21 protein-coding genes and 3 pseudogenes are annotated in these 19,835 nt (G+C 68.1%); 10 read left to right on the top strand and 14 right to left on the bottom strand.

Features of this window, described 5'->3' with window-relative positions:
- Positions 1–35: 35 nt before the first annotated feature.
- The 8 genes and pseudogenes from ACWGI6_RS08025 to ACWGI6_RS07990 all read right to left on the bottom strand — a co-directional run.
- Positions 36–386, bottom strand: a complete 351-nt coding sequence (locus tag ACWGI6_RS08025) for a YciI family protein (RefSeq protein ID WP_453266707.1) — start codon at positions 384–386, stop codon at positions 36–38.
- Positions 383–1,324, bottom strand: a complete 942-nt coding sequence (locus ACWGI6_RS08020) for a virginiamycin B lyase family protein (protein WP_453266706.1) — start codon at positions 1,322–1,324, stop codon at positions 383–385. Before ACWGI6_RS08020 ends, ACWGI6_RS08025 begins: the two co-directional genes overlap by 4 nt.
- Positions 1,325–1,448: 124 nt before the next feature.
- On the bottom strand, positions 1,449–2,390 hold the full coding sequence (locus ACWGI6_RS08015) for a GNAT family N-acetyltransferase (RefSeq protein WP_453266705.1): 942 nt from the start codon (positions 2,388–2,390) through the stop codon (positions 1,449–1,451).
- 8 nt (positions 2,391–2,398) lie between these two features.
- The gene (locus ACWGI6_RS08010; RefSeq protein ID WP_453266704.1) at positions 2,399–2,968 is read right to left on the bottom strand and encodes a dihydrofolate reductase family protein; all 570 of its coding nucleotides are present in this window, start codon (positions 2,966–2,968) and stop codon (positions 2,399–2,401) included.
- Between the two features lie 396 nt (positions 2,969–3,364).
- The gene (locus tag ACWGI6_RS08005; RefSeq protein ID WP_453266703.1) at positions 3,365–4,348 is read right to left on the bottom strand and encodes a glycine betaine ABC transporter substrate-binding protein; all 984 of its coding nucleotides are present in this window, start codon (positions 4,346–4,348) and stop codon (positions 3,365–3,367) included.
- Between the two features lie 169 nt (positions 4,349–4,517).
- A pseudogene (locus tag ACWGI6_RS08000) lies at positions 4,518–5,164 on the bottom strand (ABC transporter permease).
- A gap of 46 nt (positions 5,165–5,210) precedes the next feature.
- Positions 5,211–5,408 (bottom strand): annotated as a pseudogene (locus ACWGI6_RS07995) (Lrp/AsnC family transcriptional regulator); the annotation flags it as partial.
- Positions 5,390–5,485: pseudogene (locus tag ACWGI6_RS07990) on the bottom strand (IS5/IS1182 family transposase); the annotation flags it as partial. The pseudogenes ACWGI6_RS07990 and ACWGI6_RS07995, both read right to left, overlap by 19 nt.
- A gap of 630 nt (positions 5,486–6,115) precedes the next feature.
- On the opposite strand from ACWGI6_RS07990, the gene ACWGI6_RS07985 reads away from it, so the two are divergent.
- A complete protein-coding gene (locus tag ACWGI6_RS07985) occupies positions 6,116–7,180 on the top strand; it encodes an RICIN domain-containing protein (protein WP_453266702.1) in 1,065 nt (354 codons plus the stop codon).
- Between the two features lie 204 nt (positions 7,181–7,384).
- Here the strand turns inward: ACWGI6_RS07985 and ACWGI6_RS07980 are convergent, their stop codons facing one another.
- The 3 genes from ACWGI6_RS07980 to ACWGI6_RS07970 form a co-directional block, all read right to left on the bottom strand.
- Entirely contained in the window at positions 7,385–7,831 is a 447-nt protein-coding gene (locus tag ACWGI6_RS07980; RefSeq protein WP_453266701.1) for a DUF1266 domain-containing protein, read from the bottom strand.
- 41 nt (positions 7,832–7,872) lie between these two features.
- Positions 7,873–8,025, bottom strand: a complete 153-nt coding sequence (locus ACWGI6_RS07975; protein ID WP_453266700.1) for a hypothetical protein — start codon at positions 8,023–8,025, stop codon at positions 7,873–7,875.
- 175 nt (positions 8,026–8,200) lie between these two features.
- Positions 8,201–8,581: a hypothetical protein gene (locus tag ACWGI6_RS07970; RefSeq protein WP_453266699.1), complete on the bottom strand. Its 381-nt coding sequence runs from the start codon at positions 8,579–8,581 to the stop codon at positions 8,201–8,203.
- A 233-nt stretch (positions 8,582–8,814) separates the two neighbouring features.
- On the opposite strand from ACWGI6_RS07970, the gene ACWGI6_RS07965 reads away from it, so the two are divergent.
- The 3 genes from ACWGI6_RS07965 (at position 8,815) to ACWGI6_RS07955 (ending at position 11,436) form a co-directional block, all read left to right on the top strand.
- Positions 8,815–8,982, top strand: a complete 168-nt coding sequence (locus ACWGI6_RS07965) for a hypothetical protein (protein WP_453266698.1) — start codon at positions 8,815–8,817, stop codon at positions 8,980–8,982.
- A gap of 461 nt (positions 8,983–9,443) precedes the next feature.
- Positions 9,444–10,265, top strand: coding sequence for a maleylpyruvate isomerase family mycothiol-dependent enzyme (locus ACWGI6_RS07960; RefSeq protein ID WP_453266697.1), 822 nt, complete (start codon positions 9,444–9,446; stop codon positions 10,263–10,265).
- A 205-nt stretch (positions 10,266–10,470) separates the two neighbouring features.
- Positions 10,471–11,436, top strand: a complete 966-nt coding sequence (locus ACWGI6_RS07955) for an SDR family NAD(P)-dependent oxidoreductase (RefSeq protein WP_453266696.1) — start codon at positions 10,471–10,473, stop codon at positions 11,434–11,436.
- Between the two features lie 278 nt (positions 11,437–11,714).
- Here the strand turns inward: ACWGI6_RS07955 and ACWGI6_RS07950 are convergent, their stop codons facing one another.
- Positions 11,715–12,125 carry an STAS domain-containing protein gene (locus ACWGI6_RS07950; RefSeq protein WP_453266695.1) on the bottom strand — a complete coding sequence of 137 codons (411 nt, stop codon included), beginning with the start codon at positions 12,123–12,125 and terminating at the stop codon, positions 11,715–11,717.
- Positions 12,126–12,342: 217 nt separating this feature from the next.
- The gene (locus tag ACWGI6_RS07945) at positions 12,343–13,476 is read right to left on the bottom strand and encodes a glutathione-independent formaldehyde dehydrogenase (RefSeq protein WP_453266694.1); all 1,134 of its coding nucleotides are present in this window, start codon (positions 13,474–13,476) and stop codon (positions 12,343–12,345) included.
- Between the two features lie 173 nt (positions 13,477–13,649).
- Between ACWGI6_RS07945 and ACWGI6_RS07940 the strand changes: the two genes are divergently transcribed.
- Positions 13,650–13,841: a hypothetical protein gene (locus ACWGI6_RS07940; protein WP_393909991.1), complete on the top strand. Its 192-nt coding sequence runs from the start codon at positions 13,650–13,652 to the stop codon at positions 13,839–13,841.
- 223 nt (positions 13,842–14,064) lie between these two features.
- Positions 14,065–14,295, top strand: coding sequence for a DUF6480 family protein (locus tag ACWGI6_RS07935; RefSeq protein WP_453266693.1), 231 nt, complete (start codon positions 14,065–14,067; stop codon positions 14,293–14,295).
- A 161-nt stretch (positions 14,296–14,456) separates the two neighbouring features.
- Here ACWGI6_RS07935 and ACWGI6_RS07930 read toward each other — a convergent pair whose 3' ends face one another.
- Positions 14,457–14,759 carry a hypothetical protein gene (locus ACWGI6_RS07930; RefSeq protein WP_393909993.1) on the bottom strand — a complete coding sequence of 101 codons (303 nt, stop codon included), beginning with the start codon at positions 14,757–14,759 and terminating at the stop codon, positions 14,457–14,459.
- Between the two features lie 427 nt (positions 14,760–15,186).
- Here ACWGI6_RS07930 and ACWGI6_RS07925 point away from each other — a divergent pair, with 427 nt between their 5' ends.
- The 4 genes from ACWGI6_RS07925 (at position 15,187) to ACWGI6_RS07910 (ending at position 19,774) form a co-directional block, all read left to right on the top strand.
- On the top strand, positions 15,187–16,419 hold the full coding sequence (locus tag ACWGI6_RS07925) for a chitinase (RefSeq protein ID WP_453266692.1): 1,233 nt from the start codon (positions 15,187–15,189) through the stop codon (positions 16,417–16,419).
- Between the two features lie 337 nt (positions 16,420–16,756).
- Positions 16,757–18,376: a M4 family metallopeptidase gene (locus tag ACWGI6_RS07920; RefSeq protein ID WP_453266691.1), complete on the top strand. Its 1,620-nt coding sequence runs from the start codon at positions 16,757–16,759 to the stop codon at positions 18,374–18,376.
- Positions 18,377–18,649: 273 nt separating this feature from the next.
- Positions 18,650–19,042 carry a DUF6153 family protein gene (locus tag ACWGI6_RS07915; RefSeq protein ID WP_453266860.1) on the top strand — a complete coding sequence of 131 codons (393 nt, stop codon included), beginning with the start codon at positions 18,650–18,652 and terminating at the stop codon, positions 19,040–19,042.
- An 87-nt stretch (positions 19,043–19,129) separates the two neighbouring features.
- Positions 19,130–19,774, top strand: coding sequence for a DUF305 domain-containing protein (locus tag ACWGI6_RS07910; RefSeq protein WP_453266690.1), 645 nt, complete (start codon positions 19,130–19,132; stop codon positions 19,772–19,774).
- Positions 19,775–19,835: the final 61 nt, after the last annotated feature.

Raw genomic sequence — 19,835 nt, 5'->3', positions numbered from 1 at the left:
TCGGGGGGGAGGGGCGATGCCGCAACGGGCCGTCCTCAGTCGCCTTGGAGCACCGGCCGGATCTCGATGGTCTCCAAGGTGCCGAGCCCCTTGGCGAGTTCCACGGCTTCCGCACGGTCGGCCACGTCGATGACGAACCAGCCGCCCAGGGTCTCCTCGCCGGGGTGTGCGGGCCCGTCGGTCACCGTGGCGGGCGCTGCTTCGGTGGTCTTGCGCACGGTCGTCGCGGAGGCCGACTCGGTGTCCAGGGCATCGCCACTGATCAGTTTGCCTGCCGCCGCGATCTTGCCGATCCAGGTCTCGTACGCCGCTCGGTGGGCGGCCCGGTCGGTCCGGATCCGGTGGCGCGACTCATCGGTCTCGAAGATCACGAGTGCGTACTTCATGAGCGTTCCCTTTCGTTTTCGTTGTTCGTTGCTTCGTTGCTTCGTTGCGTGCGGTCACGGACGCCGACGCGGGCGAGTGCGCCGATTTCCAGCGCTGTCCACAGAGCTCCGTCCGGGCCCAGGGCGATCCCGTGCGGCTCCGAGCCCGGGGTCGGCAGGTCGTGCACGGTGACAGTGCCGTCGGGGGTGAGGGAGCCCACCCGGTTGCCGGCCCACTCGGTGAACCACAACGTGCCGTCGCTGCCGGGGGTGATGGCATGCGGCCGGGACATGCGGTCGGGCAGCGGGAACTCGGTGATCCCGCCGTCGGGAGTGATCCGCCCGATCTGCCCCGCACCGATCTCGACGAACCAGACCGCCCCGTCATGCCCGGCCGCGATGCCCACCGGGGCGGCGGACCTGGTCGGCAACGGGTGCAGAGTGATGGCTCCGTCCATGCCGATCCGCCCGATCGCGTCGGACTGGTTCAGGGTGAACCACATCCCGTCGTCGGCGCCTGCGGTGATCGCGGAGGGGTAGGCGCCCGTGGCCGGCAGCGGGAACTCGGTCACCCGGCCGTCGGTGGTGATCCTGCCGATCCGGTCGGCGGTGGTCTCGGTGAACCACAGCGCTCCGTCCGGCCCGGCGGCGATTCCGAACGGACCGCACTCCGCAGTCGGCACGGTGAATTCCTCGACCTTGCCGTCGAGGGTGATCCGGCCGATGCGGTGCGCCCGGTGCTCGGTGAACCACAAGGCGTCGTCCGGCCCCACAGCGATGATCGTCGGCCCGCAGTCCGGATCGAGTTGATGGTGCGTGAGTACCCCTCCGGGCACGAAGCGCCCGATGCCCCCGCTGTGAACCAGCGTGAACCACAGCGCCCCGTCCGGGCCGGTGGTGAGCGCGTAGGGACCGCTGTCGCTCTCGGCCAAGGTGAACTCTTCGATGAAAACCGGCATCAGACCGGCTCTCCTCTCTTCATACGGCTCATACGGCTCATAGCTCTCTTCATGCGGCGCGCCCGCCGCCGCTCTTCATCAACCGTCCGTCTCCCTCGGGCGAAGGGGCGTCCGTCTCTCCGCCCTACGCCACCGGCGCCGAATACAGCATGCGGATCTCCGAAGTCCGGTAGCCGGCGCGGGCGAAGGCCGCGGCCATGGGGGCATTGCCGGTGTCCGTGGTGGCTGTGATCAGTTCGGCACCGGATTCCGCGTGGAGGAGGGTGATCTCGGTGAGGAGGTCGTCCACGTACCCATGGCCGCGGAACTCGGGGACGACGCCCAGGTAGCCCACGTTGCGGGCATACGGTGTCGCGGAGGGGAGGGCGAGGCCGGCGACCTGCCCGTCCGGGGTGTGGGCCACGCGCCACCACTCGCGCCGACCGGGGCAGCCGAGATAGAAGTCCATCTCGTCCCTGGCCGTGGCGTCGGCGCCCTTGGCGGCGATGTTCCTGCGGGTCTCGTCGTCCAGGCTGCCGACGGCTATCCGACGGAACAGCCGGAGGAACTCCTCGTCCGAAGCGGGGGCGAACGTCAGCCGGCCCCTGGACGCGGGGAGGCCGACGTCGGCCGTCCATTGCAGGCGCAGCCGTTCCACCTCGTGCGTGAGGCCTGCTGCCACGGCGGCCCGGCGCCGCCACTCCACGGCGGCCACCGCGGCCGGGGTGTCACGCCAGCCGACGGGCAGCGTCAGGTTGTACAGCGGAGTTTTGGGCGCACCGGCGTCGGCGAACGCCCGCAGCGCGGCGGTCAGCAGCCCGGCCGCCACCTCCGCGCGGTCGGGGAGCGTGGGATCGACCTGCAGACAGTCCAGGGCGATGGGGTGAGCGCTGTCCTGCTGCCCCCACCACAAGGAACGGCCCACGATCCGCCCGTCGTCCTCGGCGATCCAGGTCCACTCCGGCCGGTACATCCCCTGCTTCAACTCGTCCAGGTAGCGGTCGGCGTCGATCCAGCCCACCGGTTCATCCACGATGACTGCCGCGACACGCTCTTGATCGGCCTCGGCCGTGGGGCGAAACAACACGTGTGCTCCTACTGCTTGGTGTACGTAGTGACAGTCGCGCCGGTGGCGAAGACCCGGAAGTCGGTCAGCGTGAAGGCGGCAGGGTCGAATGCCGCGTGGAACAGCGGAACGCCGGCCCCGAACACCACCGGGTGGCGGTGGACCACCAGCTTGTCGACCTCGCGCAGCAAGCGCCCGGCCAGCACCGGGCCGCCGCACAGCCAGATGCCCATGCCCGGCCGCCGCTTCAGCCCGCGGACGAACTCCGCCGGTTCCCCGGCGACGACATCGACGCCTGACGCGGGCCGTTTCAGGGACGAGGAGACCACGTACTGCCGCAGCCAGGGATACGGGCTGTCGGCGCCGGCCGCCCGAGCGGATTCGTAGACGCCGCGCCCCATGACGACCGTGTCGAACAATCTGTTCGCCGTGCTGACGACGCCCAGCGGCCTGCGGGCATGGTCCGGGACGGTCTCGGGGTACTCGGCCAGAACGGCGGCCTTGAGATCGCCGTCGAAGCCGAAGGGGTCGCACTGTCCGTCAGGACCGGCGGTGAAGCCGTCGACACTGCAGCCGACGAGGTACGTGAGCAGACGCATGCGGTCCGGTTCCGATCCGTTGCCACCAGGGACAAGATGACACTAGGCGCCCCGATGCAGGAGGGCATCGGTCATCGCGACGTAACGTGACCCGCCTCGCCCGGGGCGGCATCCGTAGCGGTCGGGTCGGTACCGGCCGGCCGGGGTGTCAGGGCCGCCCCCTCTCCCACGCCTCCCGATCCCCGGCATCGCCCGACTCCACAACCTCGGCCTCGCCGGCTGACGGAAACCGAGCTGGTCAACTGGCATGACGTAGATCCTTTACGGGGCAGCGACCAGGGCGCGTCGTTCGGATCATGGTGTCCCGGCCCTCCGGACGGCAGAGTCACGACAGCGTCTACGCGAGCGGCAGGGCACTCTCCTCCTGCTCGTCGGACGCTCGTGCGAATCCGTCTGTCAGCCTTCCCGGATGAAGCCCTCCCGCACCAGCCAGTCCTTCGCCACCTCGTGCGGGTCCTCCCCGTCCACGTCCACCCGCGCGTTCAGCCGCTGGGCCTCCGCCCCCGTAAGCCGCTTGGTGATCGGGGTGAGGAGGTCGGCGATGGCGGGGTACTTCCTCATTGTGGCGCTGTTCATCTCGGGTGCCGCGTTGTAGTTGGGGAAGAAGTGCCGGTCGTCCTCCAGCACCTTCAGCTTGAGTGCGGGAATGCGGCCGTCGGTGGTGGCCGCCACGCCGAGGGCGCAGGCCGCGCCCTCGGCGACCTGGGTGTAGACGACGCCGTCGTCCATCTTTTTGAAGTTCCCGCGCCGGAGGGCGAATCCGTACGTCTTCGCCACGCCCGGCAGGCCGTCCTCGCGCACCGAGAACTCGCTTCCGCCGCAGATCGTCGCCGCGCCCGGGTCTTTCTTCGTCAGACGTGCCACGTCGGAGAGTGTGCGCAGCCGGTACTTCTGCGCATTCGCCTGGTTCGCGACCAGCGCGTAGGTGTTGTTGAGCGGGGCGGCGGGCAGCCAGTTGATGCCGTTGCGGCGGTCCTCCTCGCGTACGGCCTCCCACTGCTCGTACGGGTCGACGACCCGCTTGGTGTGACCGAGGTAGGTGATCCAGGCCGTGCCGGTGTACTCATACATCCCGTCCGCCGCACCGGACTTGACCGCCTCGCGGGCACCGATCGAGCCCTGGATGCTCGTCCGGTCCAGGACTTCCGCGCCGGCCGCTTTGAAGACCAGCCCCATGATCTGGCCCAGGATGATCTGCTCGGTGAACTCCTTTGAGGTCACGGTCAGTTGGGCGCCATTCAGCGGTCGCCCCTTCCCGATGGAGCCGGGCTGCACCGAGTCGGCCAGCGGGCTGCCGCTGGTCAGTCCGCAGCCGCTCAGCCCTGCGGCGGCGAGCAGCAGGGCGCCCGCGACGGCCGTCCGTACCTGGGCCAGGCGCATCAGTCCACCTCCAGGCCGCGTGGGCGTAGCAGCAACTCGTACGAGGAGGTTGTCCAGCCGTATACTCGCGCTGGCGGCGGCCGGCCGGTCGGGCCCGGCGGATCGGGCGGATCCGCCGGGGCCCGCGGCGCCGGACGTCAGGTAGGTCGGTTCGACGATTTCGGCAGAGTCAGCCACGGATCCCCCGTGAGATGGTGAGCCGTCCGATCAGCACGTACCCGGCGTCGAACGGCAGGGCTGGGACGACGATTCCGAGCGTCCCCGACAGTACTTCGTTGAGCGTGTTCGCACTGCCCAGGCTGGAGATCCCGCGGAAGATCTGGTGGCCAAGCCCGGGTCCTGAGGCAAAGGCCGCGATCGCCGCGATGCCCATCAGCATCTCGGTCAACACCCGGGCACCGGTGAGCATTGGCGCCCGGGCGAGGGGCAGTTCGACCCTGAGCAGCTGGGCGAACGTGACATCCCAATGCCCTTGGCGGCCTCGACGAGGGCCGGGTCGACTCCGCGCAACCCGACGACCGCGTTACGGACCACCGGCAGCAGTCCGTACAGCGTCAGCGCGATGACGGCCGGCGCGACGACGAGGCCGACGACCGGGACGAGCAGACCGAGGAGAGCCAGGGAGGGGACGGTGAGGATGCTTGCGGTCATGGTGACCGCGAGGTTTCCCGCCCACTCGGTGCGGTAGGTGAGGACGCCGATCAGGACCCCGAGCACCGTGGCGACGACCATGCACGGGAAGACGGCGCCGGCGTACTGATAGGCGCCCACCAGCAGCTGCTGGCAGCGGGTGCCCAGGTACTCCCAGAAGGTCACTTCTCGGTCCCTCCCTCAAGGCCGGTCCTCCAGCGGTCAGCGGTCCCTACGGCGCCTGCCGCGACGCCTGGCGCACCGGTGGAGTGATCCGGAGCGGCACCGGATTCTCCAACGTGATCGCCGTCGAGGCCCGCACGATGCCATCGAATCCCACCATCCGGTCGATCACGCGCTGCAAGTCGGCATTCGAGCGTGCCACCAAACGGCACAGCATGTCACCACCCCGCCGGCCTGTCCGGCGGTGAGAACGAACGCGAGGGGCCGGCAGCGGGCATCCGCGGCGAGAGGAATCTTCGTGCTCAGCCCGCCGCGGGACCGGCCCCCGCGTCGGCCTGGGCCATCAGCGCGGTGAACACTCGCTCCCAGGTGCCGTCCAGAGCCAACGACCGCTGATCCAAACGAAACTGCTAGTAGTCAGTGGGAGAGGGCGCCGTCCGCCGGTGCCGCCCATGAACAGCAGCGTGCCTCCGTCCCGGACCTTGTCACGGCTGTAGAGAGCGACCCCCAGTGTCATGGCGAGACGCTCGCCGCACAGCGTGGGCCCTATTGTCGCGCTTCGGGTCGCTGATCGCCCGCCGGCCAACCCAGCTGCCTGCTGTTCCCGGGAAAGGCGAGCCCCCCGCGTCGTCGTCGGCGAGCGTGGTGAGTGCAATCCAGGGCGGCTGACGGGGAGCTCGCTCTGCGTGCGGGCGACGAGATGCTGCCGGCGTCGCACTCCGCCTTGGTGTCGTAGTGCTCCACCTTGGTCCGTAGTACTCCACCTTGGTCCGTAGTACTCCACCTTGGCGCCCGGCCCTCGTATGGGTGCCGTCTGCGCAGGCTCACGGGTGCGCTTCGCCTTCCGCCCCGAAGGGCGGCGCACTACTCAAAATCACCGGTAGCAGCGATAGTGCGGTCAACACGGTGGAATGCACCACCAACACTCCAATCAGATATGGGGGTTGTTCTGGCATGAAAGCGCCCAGACCAACGGTCTTATGCAGAGCACTCACCGTCCTCATAGCCGCGCTGAGTATCACCCTGGGACTCACCGCCCGGGCCGGCACCGCACAGGCCGCAGACGACTGTTCCGGCCTGTCCTGCCTGACGTTCACGTCGGTCAACAGCGGACGGAACCTTGACGTCCAGAACGGCAACACCGGGGACGGTGTCTTCATCGTCACCAACTCCGCGCCCGGCTACCACCAGAAGTGGGACGCCCACCTGCAGGGGGCCGACTCGTCGTTCACCCTCGTCAACGACGACACCGGCAAGTGCATCGAATCCGGGCTCCCGCTCAAACAGCAGTCCTGCTCCGGCTCTTCCGCGCAGCGCTGGCACTTCCAGCCCGTCAACGGCACCACGGACACGTTCATGGTCCGTAGCGCCGGCGACAACAAGTGCCTCGATGTGGTCCGCGCCGCGCAGTACGACGACGCCTGGACGCAGACCTACGGCTGCAACGGCACCAAGGCCCAGCAGTGGAAGATCCCGAGCAGCGCAAGCGACGCGGCGCTCACGGCCGCCATCGACTACGCCTCGAAGCGCTGCCAGAAGGACAGCTCCACGTGCTCGTGGACAAAGGGCTCCCAGGCCCCGGCCGAGCCGCTTCCGAAGAAGTGCGTCTCCCCCGTCTGGTACAACGGCACCGAGGCACCGGTGCCGTGGACGTTCTCGCTCAACACCTCCACGGGCTGGTCGAGCCAGCTCGGCGTGACCTTCACCTCGGGCCTCGGCACGGGCGGTGCGAGCCCTGTCCAAACCAGCGTGAGCCTCACCATCTCCGGCCAGGTCACCTACGACGTACGTCAGGATCTCGGCAACAGCCTGATGATCACCGTTCCGTCGCACCAATACGGGTGGGTGGCACTGTCGGAACTGGCGACGAAGGTGACCGGTGAGTGGACCTTCGACGCCAACGGGTTCCCGTGGAAGGCGAGGGACACCGTCACCGTTCCGCTCAAGAGTGACGACCAGGGCCGGTCCAGCATCTATCTGGCCCAGACCAGCCCGAACTTCACGACCTGCAACAGCTGAACCGGCACAAGGGGCGGGCCCACACGACCGTGCGGGCCCGCCCTGCTCCCGGGTCCCTCCTTGCCGGATTCTCGCCCTGCGGTCCCTCATCGAGTGGCAGCCGGACGCCGGACGGCTTTCCCACGTAGCGGCAGTTTTGGCCGCTCGGGGGGTGTGGCGTAGCGGCAGTCCCGGCCACTCAAGCGGTGCGGACCGCTTCTCCGGTCACGGGTATTGGGTGGCTCCGTGATCGGCCTGGTAGACGGTTTCCCACGGCACCAGCCGCCAGGGACTGCTGGTGTTCGTCGGGTCCAGCAGGCTGCGTACGGCCTCGATCGTGTCGTCCTGGGAACCGGCCCAGTCGTTGCCGGCAGTTCGCATCCAGAGTTCCCGGCCGGCGACGAAGTCGTTGGCGAAGGCCTCCCAGGAGCCATAGGTCTGTGCCACGGGCGCTACGGCGCTCGCGAGGAGTTGCCAGGCGCCGGGTTCGTCGACGTATCCGGCGCCGAACCCCAGCCTGACGACCGTGACGTAGCGGCCGAAGTCCCACGCCACCGGCGGGTGCCCGAGCGCCGACGTCATCTGCATACGGTGACCCTCGGTCGCCAGCCATCGCAGGGTCGCCTCCAAACTCTCCGGCGAGGTGACGTCCCAGCTTTGCTGCAGGCCCACCTTGCAATGGGTGGAGTTGATCCGCTTCAGGGGGTAAAGCATCAGGTGGCTGCGCCCCACATGCGCTCCGACAGCATCGCATCCAGCGAGACCAGCCATCGCTGATGGGCCGTCAGCGGGGTGGGGTAGCGCTTCTTCGCCGACCGCCCGAACGTCATCTTGAGCAGGGCTGAGGCAAGTGTCCATCCATTCATGGCCAGTGATCTTCACAGCGGTGGATCAACAGGTCAAACGGTTCGTGCCCCGAGTCCGCGAGCGCGTACCCGGTACGGCTCAGTGCTTCTCCTCGTCTCCCCGCTGCGCGCCCGCGCCCGGCGTCCGCATCACCTGGCTGTGGGCGCGCGGCGAGGCGGCGCGGAGGGAATCGGTTCACGATGCCGTCGGCTGGGACTCCAGCCGCAGTTGGACCTCCTGCTCCTGGTCACCGGATGCTGAGCCGACGTCCCGGACCGTGAAGACATGGGCCAGGCCCGCGCGCAGCCGGTCGACCGCCCAATAGCCACCCTGGACGGTGGCCGTCACCGGCGCGGTCAGCCGGCGCGGCGCTGCCTGCGCCGGTGCCTGCGAGACCTCAACGGTCGTGAGCCACACGGTCGTTCCCGCCCCGGCCGAGGCGTGAGGTGCATCGTCCGTCGCCCGGTCAGAGGTGAAAATGGCGTTGAGCGCCTGGAAGACCCTGTGTGCGTCCTCGGGCCTGCAGTCGGTGACTTCCACCTGGACCTGGGTCGCGCCCTGATCCGTCTGTGCCACCTCTTCCGCGTCCTTCACTGTGGGCTTCCTCTCCGAGTGGTGCTTACGGCTGCGCAGCCCGGCCCTCTCCAGCAGACGGGCGAACGAGTGGAGGAGTGGTTCAGCAACCGCCGGGAACGAGCATGCCCCGGCATGTGAGAGCGCGTACCCGATCAGCGCCCGCCTACAACCACCCGGACCATCTCATCCGCCACTCACTCCGTCCCGCCACTGACCGGCCCAGAAGCGACCGGGTGGAACCCGACGGACACGCGCTCACCGCCCGGACCGGCTGGTCCACAGTGCAGGCGGCGATCCGCGCAGGCGCGCCCGCCTACGCCCTCGCCGGGACCTCCCGAAAGGGCTGGACCGACACCACGGTCGTCGCCGCCTTCGTGGTGGCCGCCCCCGCCCTCCCCTGATTTGATGCGGATCCCCGACGTCAAGCTGCCGGTTCACGGAGCGAGGAGAGCTGCACATGCCCGACGGACCGCGGCTTGAGAAAGCCCTCGATCACCTGCGTGCCGAGCTGGCCACCGGGCGATCGGCAACGACCGAGTTGACCACTCGGGCCGTCTGGCCGGCCTTCCAGCGGTTCGGGCGGCAGCGTTTTGACACAGCACCCACGCCCGACGCCGACGGTCTGCTCTTCCAGTACGGCACCTACGCCGCCGGCGGGCGGCCGATGTTCACTGTGGATCTCACTCGACAGTTCGACATCGTTGATGCATCGCACTCACGCACCACCGTCGTCCGACCGCACTGCTCAGAGTCTTGTCGTGGCCTGCGTGACCTGGTCTCCTGTACCGCGGGCTCCGTAACGTGCTCGCCGGCCGGTTGCACACGCATGCGGCACGGGCACGAGACCGAGGATGGGAACGGCGTGGAATCAGTGGCAGGGCAGGACGTACGGGGCACGCTGCCCGAGGGTCTCGGTGGGGCCATACGCGAGACCGCCGAGGAGATCGCCGCGCTGCTGCGCCGGGGCGCCGACATGGGGCTTCCGGTACCCGGGTCGGAGTGGAACATCGGGGAGGCGGCAGCGCATCTGGCACAGGCCAACGAACTGATGGCGGACATTGCGGCAGGACATGCACGCAGTTACGGGGACGGCACGCCGCAGAGCCTCGCCGCGGCCAATGAACGAGCGCTCGCCGAGTTCGACGAGCGTGCGGCTGAGCCGCTGGCCGCGATGATCGTGGCGCAGGCCGATGCCTACCTGACGGCGTTGGACGACGGTGCCACGGAAGGAACTGTCGTCACCCCGCTGGGCCCGATGGGCCCGGACGTACTGGGGTCGTACCTGCTCACACACATGCTGGGCCACGGCTACGACCTCGCCCGTGCACTCGCTCGTCCACACATGATCGACCGCGCCCGGGTCGAGCTGACCCTGCCGTTCCTGATCACGGCCATGCCACGCGTGACCGACAGCGCCCACACAACCGGGCTGACCGCCCGCTACGCGATCCGCTTGTGGGGTGGCGCCCGGTTCGGTGTGACAGTGACCGACGGTGCGGTGTCTGTGAGCTCGCAGCCGCCGTCCCGCCCGGACTGCACCATCCTCACCGAGCCGGTCACCTTCCTCCTGATGGCACTCGGCCGTCGCGGCCAGTGGAGCGCCATCTCCCGGGGCCATATCCTTGCCTGGGGCCGCAAGCCTTGGCTCGCCCCGCGCTTCCCGGCTCTCTTCGAGGCGCCCTGAGCACAGCGGGCAGTAGCTGCACGCTTGCCTGGAGACCGGTTCCGATGAGTTCTTCCAGCCTGCCCGAAGGCTGTACGAGAGAACCCTGCACCTGTGTCGGGGGTTCGTCCTCGCCCGAGACCGTGGAGGTGAAAAGACTCTTCAGGAGGGGCCGGGTCGACGTTGCCTTTGCCTTTGAGCGCCCTCCAATTCGTAGGTTCGACTCATGACGACTCAGCAGCACAAGATCAACACCGGGTTCGGAGCCAGCAGCACCGCGAGTGATGTTCTGCGGGGCATCGACCTGTCCGGCAAGCTCGCGATCGTGACCGGCGGCTATTCGGGACTGGGCTTGGAGACGACGCGAGCCCTCGCCGCTGCGGGAGCCCACGTCGTCGTCCCCGCCCGGCGCCGCGCCGCGGCTCAGGAAGCGGTGAACGGGATCGACGGTGTGGAGGTGGACGAGCTCGAGCTGACAGACCTGGACAGCGTGCGGTCCTTCGCCGAGCGGTTCCTGGACTCGGACAGCGACATCGACATGGTGATCAACAACGCCGGGATCATGGCCTGCCCGGAAACGCGGGTCGGCCCCGGCTGGGAAGCCCAGTTCGCCACCAATCACCTCGGACACTACGCGCTGGTGAACCGGCTGTGGCCGGCGGTCGCGCGAGGCGGTGCGCGTGTGGTGTCGGTGTCCTCCAACGGACACCAGCTCTCCGACATCCATTGGGACGACGTGCACTTCGAGCACGGTTACGACAAGTGGCAGGCGTACGGACAGGCGAAGACGGCCAACGCCTTGTTCGCCCTCCAGTTGGACACGCTGGGCCGAGACGCCGGAGTACGGGCGTTCTCGCTGCACCCGGGTGCCATCTCCACGCAGCTGGCCCGGTACATGTCCCAGGAGGAGCTCACGGAGCTGTCCGCGATGATCGACGCCAGTGCGACGAACAGCGGCTGGAAGACGCCCGAACAGGGCGCGGCCACACAGGTGTGGGCGGCGACCTCTCCCCGGTTGGCCGGTATGGGCGGCGTGTACTGCGAAGACTGCGACATCGCCGAGCCCGCCGCGAAGGACACCGCCCTGGGCAGCGGAGTGCGAGCCTGGGCCACTGATCCTCAGGGGGCTGCACGGCTGTGGAGGCTGTCAGCCCAACTCACCGGAGTCGATGCCTTCACCACGATGACGTAAGTGCGCGGCTGTCCGGGCCGACGGTGCAGACAGCGACGGAGCGCCGATCTCGTCACGTGATCGGCCTCTTCCGCCTCGGCGTCGGTCGCCAGAGCCTGTTGCCGCTCGTGTGCCTTGGCCCCGGCGCACGAGTCGCGACACCCGGAATCCGCCGCGCCCATTTCCGGGGTGCAGGCCCGTCGTTGGCGTACTGCGCGCGGCGTTCCGACGTCCTCTCCGTCCCCTGCCCCGTTGTCGATGACGGGGTGGGCCGGTGCCGAAGATCACCGTTTTTCCGGTCACCGATTCGCGGTGGTTGAGTTTTCCGTCGGCACGGGCTGAGCCGCCTGCTGTGACGCAATCACGTCGAGGGCGTCCTCGGGGCTCGCATGAACCGGGGTGGTCACACTGATCCCGGTCAGGTCGAGCAGACGCAGCACGACATCGGACACCGCTGCCAGGTGCAGGCCCCCGTCAAGGCGCTTGGCCTCGTTGGATGCGCGGATGATGATGTTCAGCCCCGAGGAGTCCATGAACGGCACGGCGCGCAGGTCCAACACGAGAAACCGCCTGCCGTGCACGATCTGGTTGGCCAGCTGGTGGTGAAGGGATGTCCCGGTCTCACCGTCCAGATCCCCCGACACGGACACCACCGCCACCTCGGGCCCGGTGACGTTCACCTCGACGCTCAACTCGCTCGACTCGGACACGATCTCCGCCTCTCTGTTGATCGGTGGAGCTCGCGTACCCCGTCATCGTTCCTTCAGACAACGAGAGCAGCGCAGTCGGTGGAGACACCTCCCGCTGCCGACCACGGGGCGGGCGGCACGTCGCCGCAGTCGCGGTCGGCGGCGAGGGGCCCGCCGGCGGGCCCGGAGCCTCGCCGGCGAGCCCGCCCAGCCCGTCGGAGCGGCACAGCCGCCAGGTCTACGGATGCAGGACGACCTTCGTGTAGCCCTCGATGCGCTTGTCGAACTTGTCGTACGCCGACGGGGCCTGGTCAAGGGGTAGTTCGTGGGAGACGACGAAGCTCGGCGTCGCCCGGCCCTCGATGATCATGTCGCGCAATTGTCGGTTGTAGCGCTTCACGTTGCACTGCCCGGTACCCATCCGCAGGCCCTTCTCGAAGAGCTTGCCGATCGACACGAGGAGCATGCCCCGCTTGGCCTGCTCGTCAGGGCCGCCCGGATCGGCCGGAACGTACAAGCCCGGTACGCCGAGGGCACCGGTGGCCCGCACCGTGTCGACGAGCGAGTTCAGGACGGTCGCCGGTTCCTCGCGGGCCTCGCCCTGCGCCATCGCCTGATAACCGACGGCGTCCACGCCCTTGTCCGTGCCGACGCCCTTCGTCTGGTCCTTGATCTGCTGCACCGGGTCGCCCTCGGCGAAGTTGATCGGGACCGCGCCGATCTCCCGGGCCTTCTCCAGCCGCTCGGGAACCCGGTCCACGACGAACACCTTGCTCGCTCCGCGCAGGAGAGCCGAGTAAGCAGCCATGAGCCCCACCGGCCCGCCGCCGTACACCGCGACGCTCTCGCCCGGACGTACCTGGGCGAGTTCACAACCGTGGTAACCGGTGGGGAAGATGTCAGCGAGCAGGATGAAGTCGTTCTCGTGCTCGTTTCCCGGCGGCAGCTTCAGGCAGTTGAAGTCGGCGTAGGGAACGCGAAGATATTCCGCCTGGCCGCCCGACCAGGGCCCCATGGCGACATAGCCGTAAGCGCCGCCCGCAAATCCAGGATTGACGGTCTGACAGAATCCGGTGAATCCCTCGACGCAATTGGTACAGAACCCGCAGGCGACATTGAAGGGCATGACCACACGGTCACCCTCCTTGAGGGAGGTGACACCCTGGCCTATTTCCTCGATGATCCCCATGTTCTCGTGACCGAATACGATGCCCGGCTCGGCCGCCGTACGCCCTTCGTACATATGCAGGTCCGAACCGCAGATCGCAGTGGACGTGATCCTCACGATCACCTCGTTGGGGTGCTGGATGCTGGGCTTCTCCACATCCTCGACCTCAACCGTGTACGGCCCTTTGTAGACGATGGCTCTCATTAGCTGCCACCTCTCACTCGGCGGATAGCACGCAGAATTCCCCCACCCTTTGACGTGACCTATCCCTCATGATTCTCCGGTCTACTGGATGCGGCAAGCCGGTAACGTGAGAAGGGATATCCACTCCGGGTGTCGCCATGTCGTACCGAGAAACGAAAGAGGGAGGACAGCGCGTGGCAGCACAGCGACTCGGGACCTTGCTCGTCCCAGTGCACGGCCTGTCCGGCACCTCCTACCCGCCCGGAACGACGGTTACCGTCCGCGGTCGCGGTGCGACTGTCGATGCGTTTGTCCACGGCGACTGGCTCCCCCTGTCGTGGTGGGAGTTCTCCGACGGCCTCCGCGAGGACATCGCCGACCGTTGACCGGTCCTGCGTGCGGCTTCGCCGTGTACGCCTCTGATCTGCACGGATCTGCGATTTACCAGCCGCGCCGCCTCCGGCGACGAGGCCCCCCGCTTCCCGCCGGGACGGGCTGAGCCGTCACCGCGTCATGAGTGCTGTGCGTGTTCATTCCGTCACGGCCGCAGCTGCCACCACTCATCCACCCGTGTCACTTAATTCGTGCGAAATCGGGCAAACTGCCGGTATGGGCACTCAATTTCATGATCCGGATCCACGTGACACCCCCGACTCCGCCCCTGTAGGCGGGGTACCCCCCGGAGAAACCCCGCCGGGCGAGGGCAGTACGGGAGCAGAGACCGGCCCCCGCGACCAGCAGACACGGGGCTGGGCCAAAGGCCCGGTCATCATCCTCGCCATCCTCGTCGCGCTCTGCGCAGCGTTCTTCATCGCCTACGCCGTGATCGTGGCGGTGTGACCGTCGGCGGTCCCGAGTGCCGACAGCGCAATTCGCCGCCAAGGCATCATGCGTCGACGCGTCGGGACCACCGGCCGGGTGCATCGAGGGCGCCGCAGGAGCCCGGCACTACAGCCCGGGCCTCTCCCGAAAGGGCCGCTGCGGCTTGCCCGCGGCTGCCGTCAGGTCAGCTCGTAGGTGAGGGTGTAGTAGGCGCCATCCTGGCGGAACTTCATCTCGCCGTATCCGAGCAGGGGAATCTGCTCGCCGAGGAAGTCGTCGTCGTCAAGGCTGTCGCTCTCGTACATTCGGACGCGAGCGACATCGCCCTCGTACCGGAAGGACTTGTTGATGGAGCGCTTGCCGTCCTCGCCGATTTCGGTCGAGTAGACCTGCTTCCCGTTGATCGTGATGTAGATGTCGTCATTGCCGTTCCAGTCCTCCTGCTTGACGCATTCGAGCTGGCCAAACTTCACGACGCTCATAGGTTTTCCCCTCGTTGTCTTGTCGGTGGTGCGTGCCTGTGAGACCGATCCTGACTGCCGGAGATCAACAGTCACTAAACGGCGGTGGCGGGCGCGTTCGGGCCGGCGACAGGTTCCGCCGGCGAGCGGGGCGGGGGTGGTGTGCGGGATGGATGCACTGGGGGAAAGCCCTGGCCGCTCGCCGCTGTAGGCCTCTCACCGCTTCCGGCCGCCGATGACAGGCGTCACCGACACGCGCACCTTTCCGAAAACGGCAAGCACTGGCCTCTTCAGGACTTGGCACATCGAGCACCGCTGATGAAGCCCCCGTAGTGCGGTACCAGCCCTACCCCAGCAGCGAGTTGGGCACTGGTCCAGTCCAAAGCGTTGACGCACTCGCGGTGAGGGTTCACCCTGTGGAGCAATTGGTCTGGACCAACTGCTCTTCATGGGAGGGCATGTGCCACCTCGTCACGTCAGAACATTCGCCGCCGTGGTCTCGGCGGCCTGCCTCGCGCTCGCCGCGGCCGGCACGGCTCTCGCGGGCGGCCACGGCATCGCTCCCGCGGCGCCGAAGTCCGTGGGCAGCAACTGGTACGCCGCGGCGCCCTATCTCATGCCGCTCGACAACGACCCGCCGGACGCCGCGACGGTGATGGACGCCACCGGCCTCAAGGCGTTTCAGCTCGCCTTCATCCTGGCCCCGAACGGTGGCGGCTGTTCGCCGACATGGGGCGGGACCGGCCCGGTGGGTTCGGACACCGCGGTGGCCGGCGTGATATCCGCGATCCGCGCGAAGGGCGGAGACGTCTCCGCGTCCGTCGGCGGGTACGGCGGCACCAAGCTCGGACAGAGTTGCGCCACCCCCGAGGCGACAGCTGCCGCATACCAGCAGGTCGTCGACAAGTACGGCCTCAAGGCGCTCGATTTCGACCTGGAGGAGCCGGAGTACGAGAACGCCGCCGCCATTCACAAGGAGATCGGGGCTGCCAAGATTCTTCAGCAGAAGAATCCGGGTATCTACCTCTCCATCACCACAGCCGGCACCGCCGACGGCACCGGCTGGTTCGGCAAGCAGATGCTCAACGAGGCCAAGTCCCAGTCCTTCACCCCGGACAACTTCTCCATCATGCCTTTCGACGGCGGCTTCAACGGTGCGGCTTCACAGACCGCCGCCCTGACCAACTTCAACGCCATCCTCCGGTCCACCTTCGGCTGGGACGAAGCCACCGCGTACGCCCACGAGGGCATCTCACAGATGAACGGCCGCAGCGACACCGGTGAGTACTTCACCCAGGCCGACTTCCAGACGGTGCTGGACTTCGCGACCGCCCACCACATGGCGCGCTTCACGAACTGGTCCGTCAACCGGGACCGGCAGTGCTCCCCGCCGGACAACAACGGCAAGACGTCCGGCACCTGCAGCAGCGTTCCACAGGGCGCATACGACTTCACCAAGTACTCGGTGAAGTTCGCCGGGGCCACTCCCCCGACCACGCCTCCCACCACCCCACCGGGCAACGGCAGCTGCACCGCAGCCGCCTATAGCGCCGGGACCGTCTACGTGGGCGGCGACACGGCCTCGTACAACGGCCACACATGGAAGGCCAAGTGGTGGACGCAGGGCGAAACGCCCTCCACCGGCGGCTCGGGAGTCTGGCAGGACCTGGGCACCTGCTGACCCCGGAGGGCAGGAGCGGCTCCGCCCGACCGCTCCTCCCCTCCCCCGCCCCTTCCTCTACGAGGCCGACCTGCTCCCTGCCTGCTGAGGAGCGACCGCCGCTCCCGGAAGCCGGGCTGCGTCGGCATCAGCATGATCGCGCCGACGGCAGCCAGTTCCGTCCCGCCGCCCCTTTGGTGAAATTGTTGTTTCTTCTGTGTTGAACATCTGTCAAAAAGCGTCAACTCCTGGCACGCTCCCATCGATTCACTCCTTCTGCTCCACCGGGCACCCCACCCCTCGGCTGCCCGGCCGCTTCTTGGACCGCGACCCCGCAGTCCTCACAAGGGAGACCGAGTTGAGACGGATCTCGTCCACCCCCCGCAAGAACACCCTGCGCGCTGCCGCCCTGGTGGCCTCCGCCGCCATGGTCGCCGTCGGCGTACAGGCCGGCTCGGCCAGCGCGCAGCCGGACCGCGCGACCGGCGCGTCGGCGGTCCAACTCTCCACCGCGCAGCGGGCGTCCGCGCTCCAGGACGCTCAGAACAGTGCCACCGCCATCGCCGCGAAGATCGGCCTCGGCGCGCGGGAGAAGCTCGTCGTGCGAGACGTCGTCAAGGACGCGGACGGCACGGTGCACACCCGGTACGAGCGCACCTACGCGGGGCTGCCGGTCCTCGGCGGCGACCTGGTGGTACACGAGGCCAAGACCGGCACCCGCAGCGTCACCAAGGCGACCAACGCCCGTATATCCGTGGCCAGTACGTCCGCCGCGCTCGCCCCCTCCGCCGCGAAGAAGAGCGCACTCAGCGCTGCCGCCGCGAAGAAGGACACCAGGACCAGCGCCTCCACCACCCCGCGCAAGGTGATCTGGGCCGCCACGGGCAAGCCGGTTCTCGCGTACAAAACCGTCGTCACCGGTGTCCAGAAGGACGGCACGCCCAGCGAACTGCACGTCATCACCGATGCGGCCACCGGCAAGAAGCTGTTCCAGAACGAGGCCATCGAGACCGGTACCGGCACCAGCACCTACAGCGGCAAGGTCGCGCTCACCACCACCAAGAGCGGATCGACCTACCAGCTCACCGACGGTGCGCGCGGCGGCCACAAGACGTACGACCTCAAGCAGGGTACGTCGGGCACCGGCACGCTCTTCACCGACGCGGACGACGTATGGGGCGGCGGCCGTCAGACCGCCGGCGTCGACGCGCACTACGGGGCGGCCGTCACCTGGGACTTCTACAAGAACACCTTCGGCCGCAACGGCATCCGTAACGACGGCAAGGGCGCCTACTCCCGCGTCCACTACGGCAACAGCTACGTCAACGCCTTCTGGGACGACGGCTGCTTCTGCATGACCTACGGCGACGGCAGCGGGAACACCCACCCGCTCACCTCCCTCGACGTGGCCGCCCATGAGATGAGCCACGGCGTCACCGCCGCCACCGCGGGACTCAACTACAGCGGTGAGTCGGGCGGTCTCAACGAAGCCACGTCCGACATCTTCGGCACGTCGGCCGAGTTCTTCGCCAAGAACACCACGGACGTGGGCGACTACCTGATCGGTGAGAAGATCAACATCAACGGGGACGGCACCCCGCTGCGCTACATGGACAAGCCCAGCAAGGACGGAGCCTCGGCCGACTACTGGTCCAGTGGTGTCGGCAACAAGGACGTCCACTACTCCTCGGGGGTCGCCAACCACCTCTTCTACCTGCTGTCCGAGGGTAGCGGCGCCAAGACCATCAACGGCGTCAGCTACAACAGCCCCACCTCCGACGGCTCCAAGGTCACCGGAATCGGCCGGGCCAAGGCCGAGAAGATCTGGTACAAGGCCCTCACCACGTACATGACCTCCACCACCAACTACAAGGCCGCGCGCGCCGCCACCCTGAAGGCGGCAGGTGCCCTGTACGGCACAACGAGCGCGGAGTACAAGGCGGTTGGCGCCGCGTGGACCGGCGTCAACGTGAAGTAAGCACCCCTCGGGTACTGCGTCCCGGCACCGGACCCGGTGCCGGGACGCAGCCGTCTGCCGCAGCTGATGCCCGACCGCGGGCCGCTCCGGCGACTGCCCTGCGTTCACCACCCGGTGCGCATCATCGGGCGCACCGGCCGCCTGCTTGCACCGAACCTGCCGCCGCGCGCCGTGCCGTCCGGCACCGCAGGGGCAGCTGAGCCGTCCTCACTTGCGCTCGGCGACCGGGGCGAGGACGCCGCCGTTCGCCCCGTTACCTAATATGGGGGCGTGATGCCCCGCCGCCAGTACGTACCGACACCGCCCGCCCGGCGGTGTCGCGCGCTTTTCGTACTCGCGTTGCTGGCGGGTCTGCTGGGCATGCACGCCCTCGGCCCCGTCGTCACCTCGGCTCCTCCTCCGCACGAACACCACATCACCGTGGCGGCCACCGCTCACGAGCACTGTCACGGAGCGGGAGACTGCGGCAACGGCGGACATACCCATCACGCCGACACGACCTGTGCCTCCGGAGCGCTCGACGGGGCACCGACGCCCCCTGCCCTGGTCCCTTCCCCCGTCCGTCCGGCAGAGCCGGAGGACGCGGCAGGCCTGGACGAGTCGAAGGGCCAGGACGGCGGGCGCGCGCCACCCTCGCTGGCCGAACTCCAACTCCTGCGGATCTAGGAACGCCCTGACGGCACTCACGCCCCACTCCGGGGCGGCGTCGCCGTCCGGCATGTCCCGACACCGCACTTCTTCAGGAGTTCACCCATGAAGCCCACCCGTCCCTTCACGCGCCGCATCACCCTTGTTGCGGCAACTGCCGCCTCCGCGCTGGTACTGGCCGCATGTGGCAGCAACGACGGCGGCAGTCACTCCGGCCACGGCGCTCCCCCGAAGCCCGCCTCCTCGCCGAGCGCCTCGGTCCCGTCCGGTACACACAATGCAGCGGACGTGGCCTTCGCGAAGGGCATGATCCCGCACCACCGGCAGGCCGTGGAGATGGCCGACCTGGCCGCCACCCGAGCCGCGTCGAGCCGGGTCAAGGAACTCGCCAGCAAGATCAAGAAGGCGCAGGACCCAGAGATCAAGACCATGTCCGGGTGGCTGACGGCCTGGAACGAGCAGGTACCCGAGGAGATGGCCGAGATGCCCGGCATGGACCACTCCGCCCACGCGGATATGCCCGGCATGATGGACATGAAGGAGATGGACGCGCTCAAGAAGAAGTCCGGCAAGGACTTCGACACGTCCTTCCTGCAGATGATGGTCGGGCACCACCAGGGCGCGGTGAAGATGGCCGGCACCGAGAAGGACAAGGGCGCCTACGGCCGGGCGAAGACGCTGGCCACGGACATCATCAAGGCCCAGAACGCGGAGATCACACAGATGAACAAGCTGCTCGGCAAGAGCTGACCGCCGACAGCGGGCTACCTCCGCCCTGACCGTTGTCCGCCGACGGCCGGCACGCCGACGG

The organism is Streptomyces sp. NPDC054786 (genome assembly GCF_053611685.1).
The sequence above is the reverse complement of the archived record's forward strand: the minus strand, read 5'-3'. Positions and strand labels throughout refer to the sequence as shown.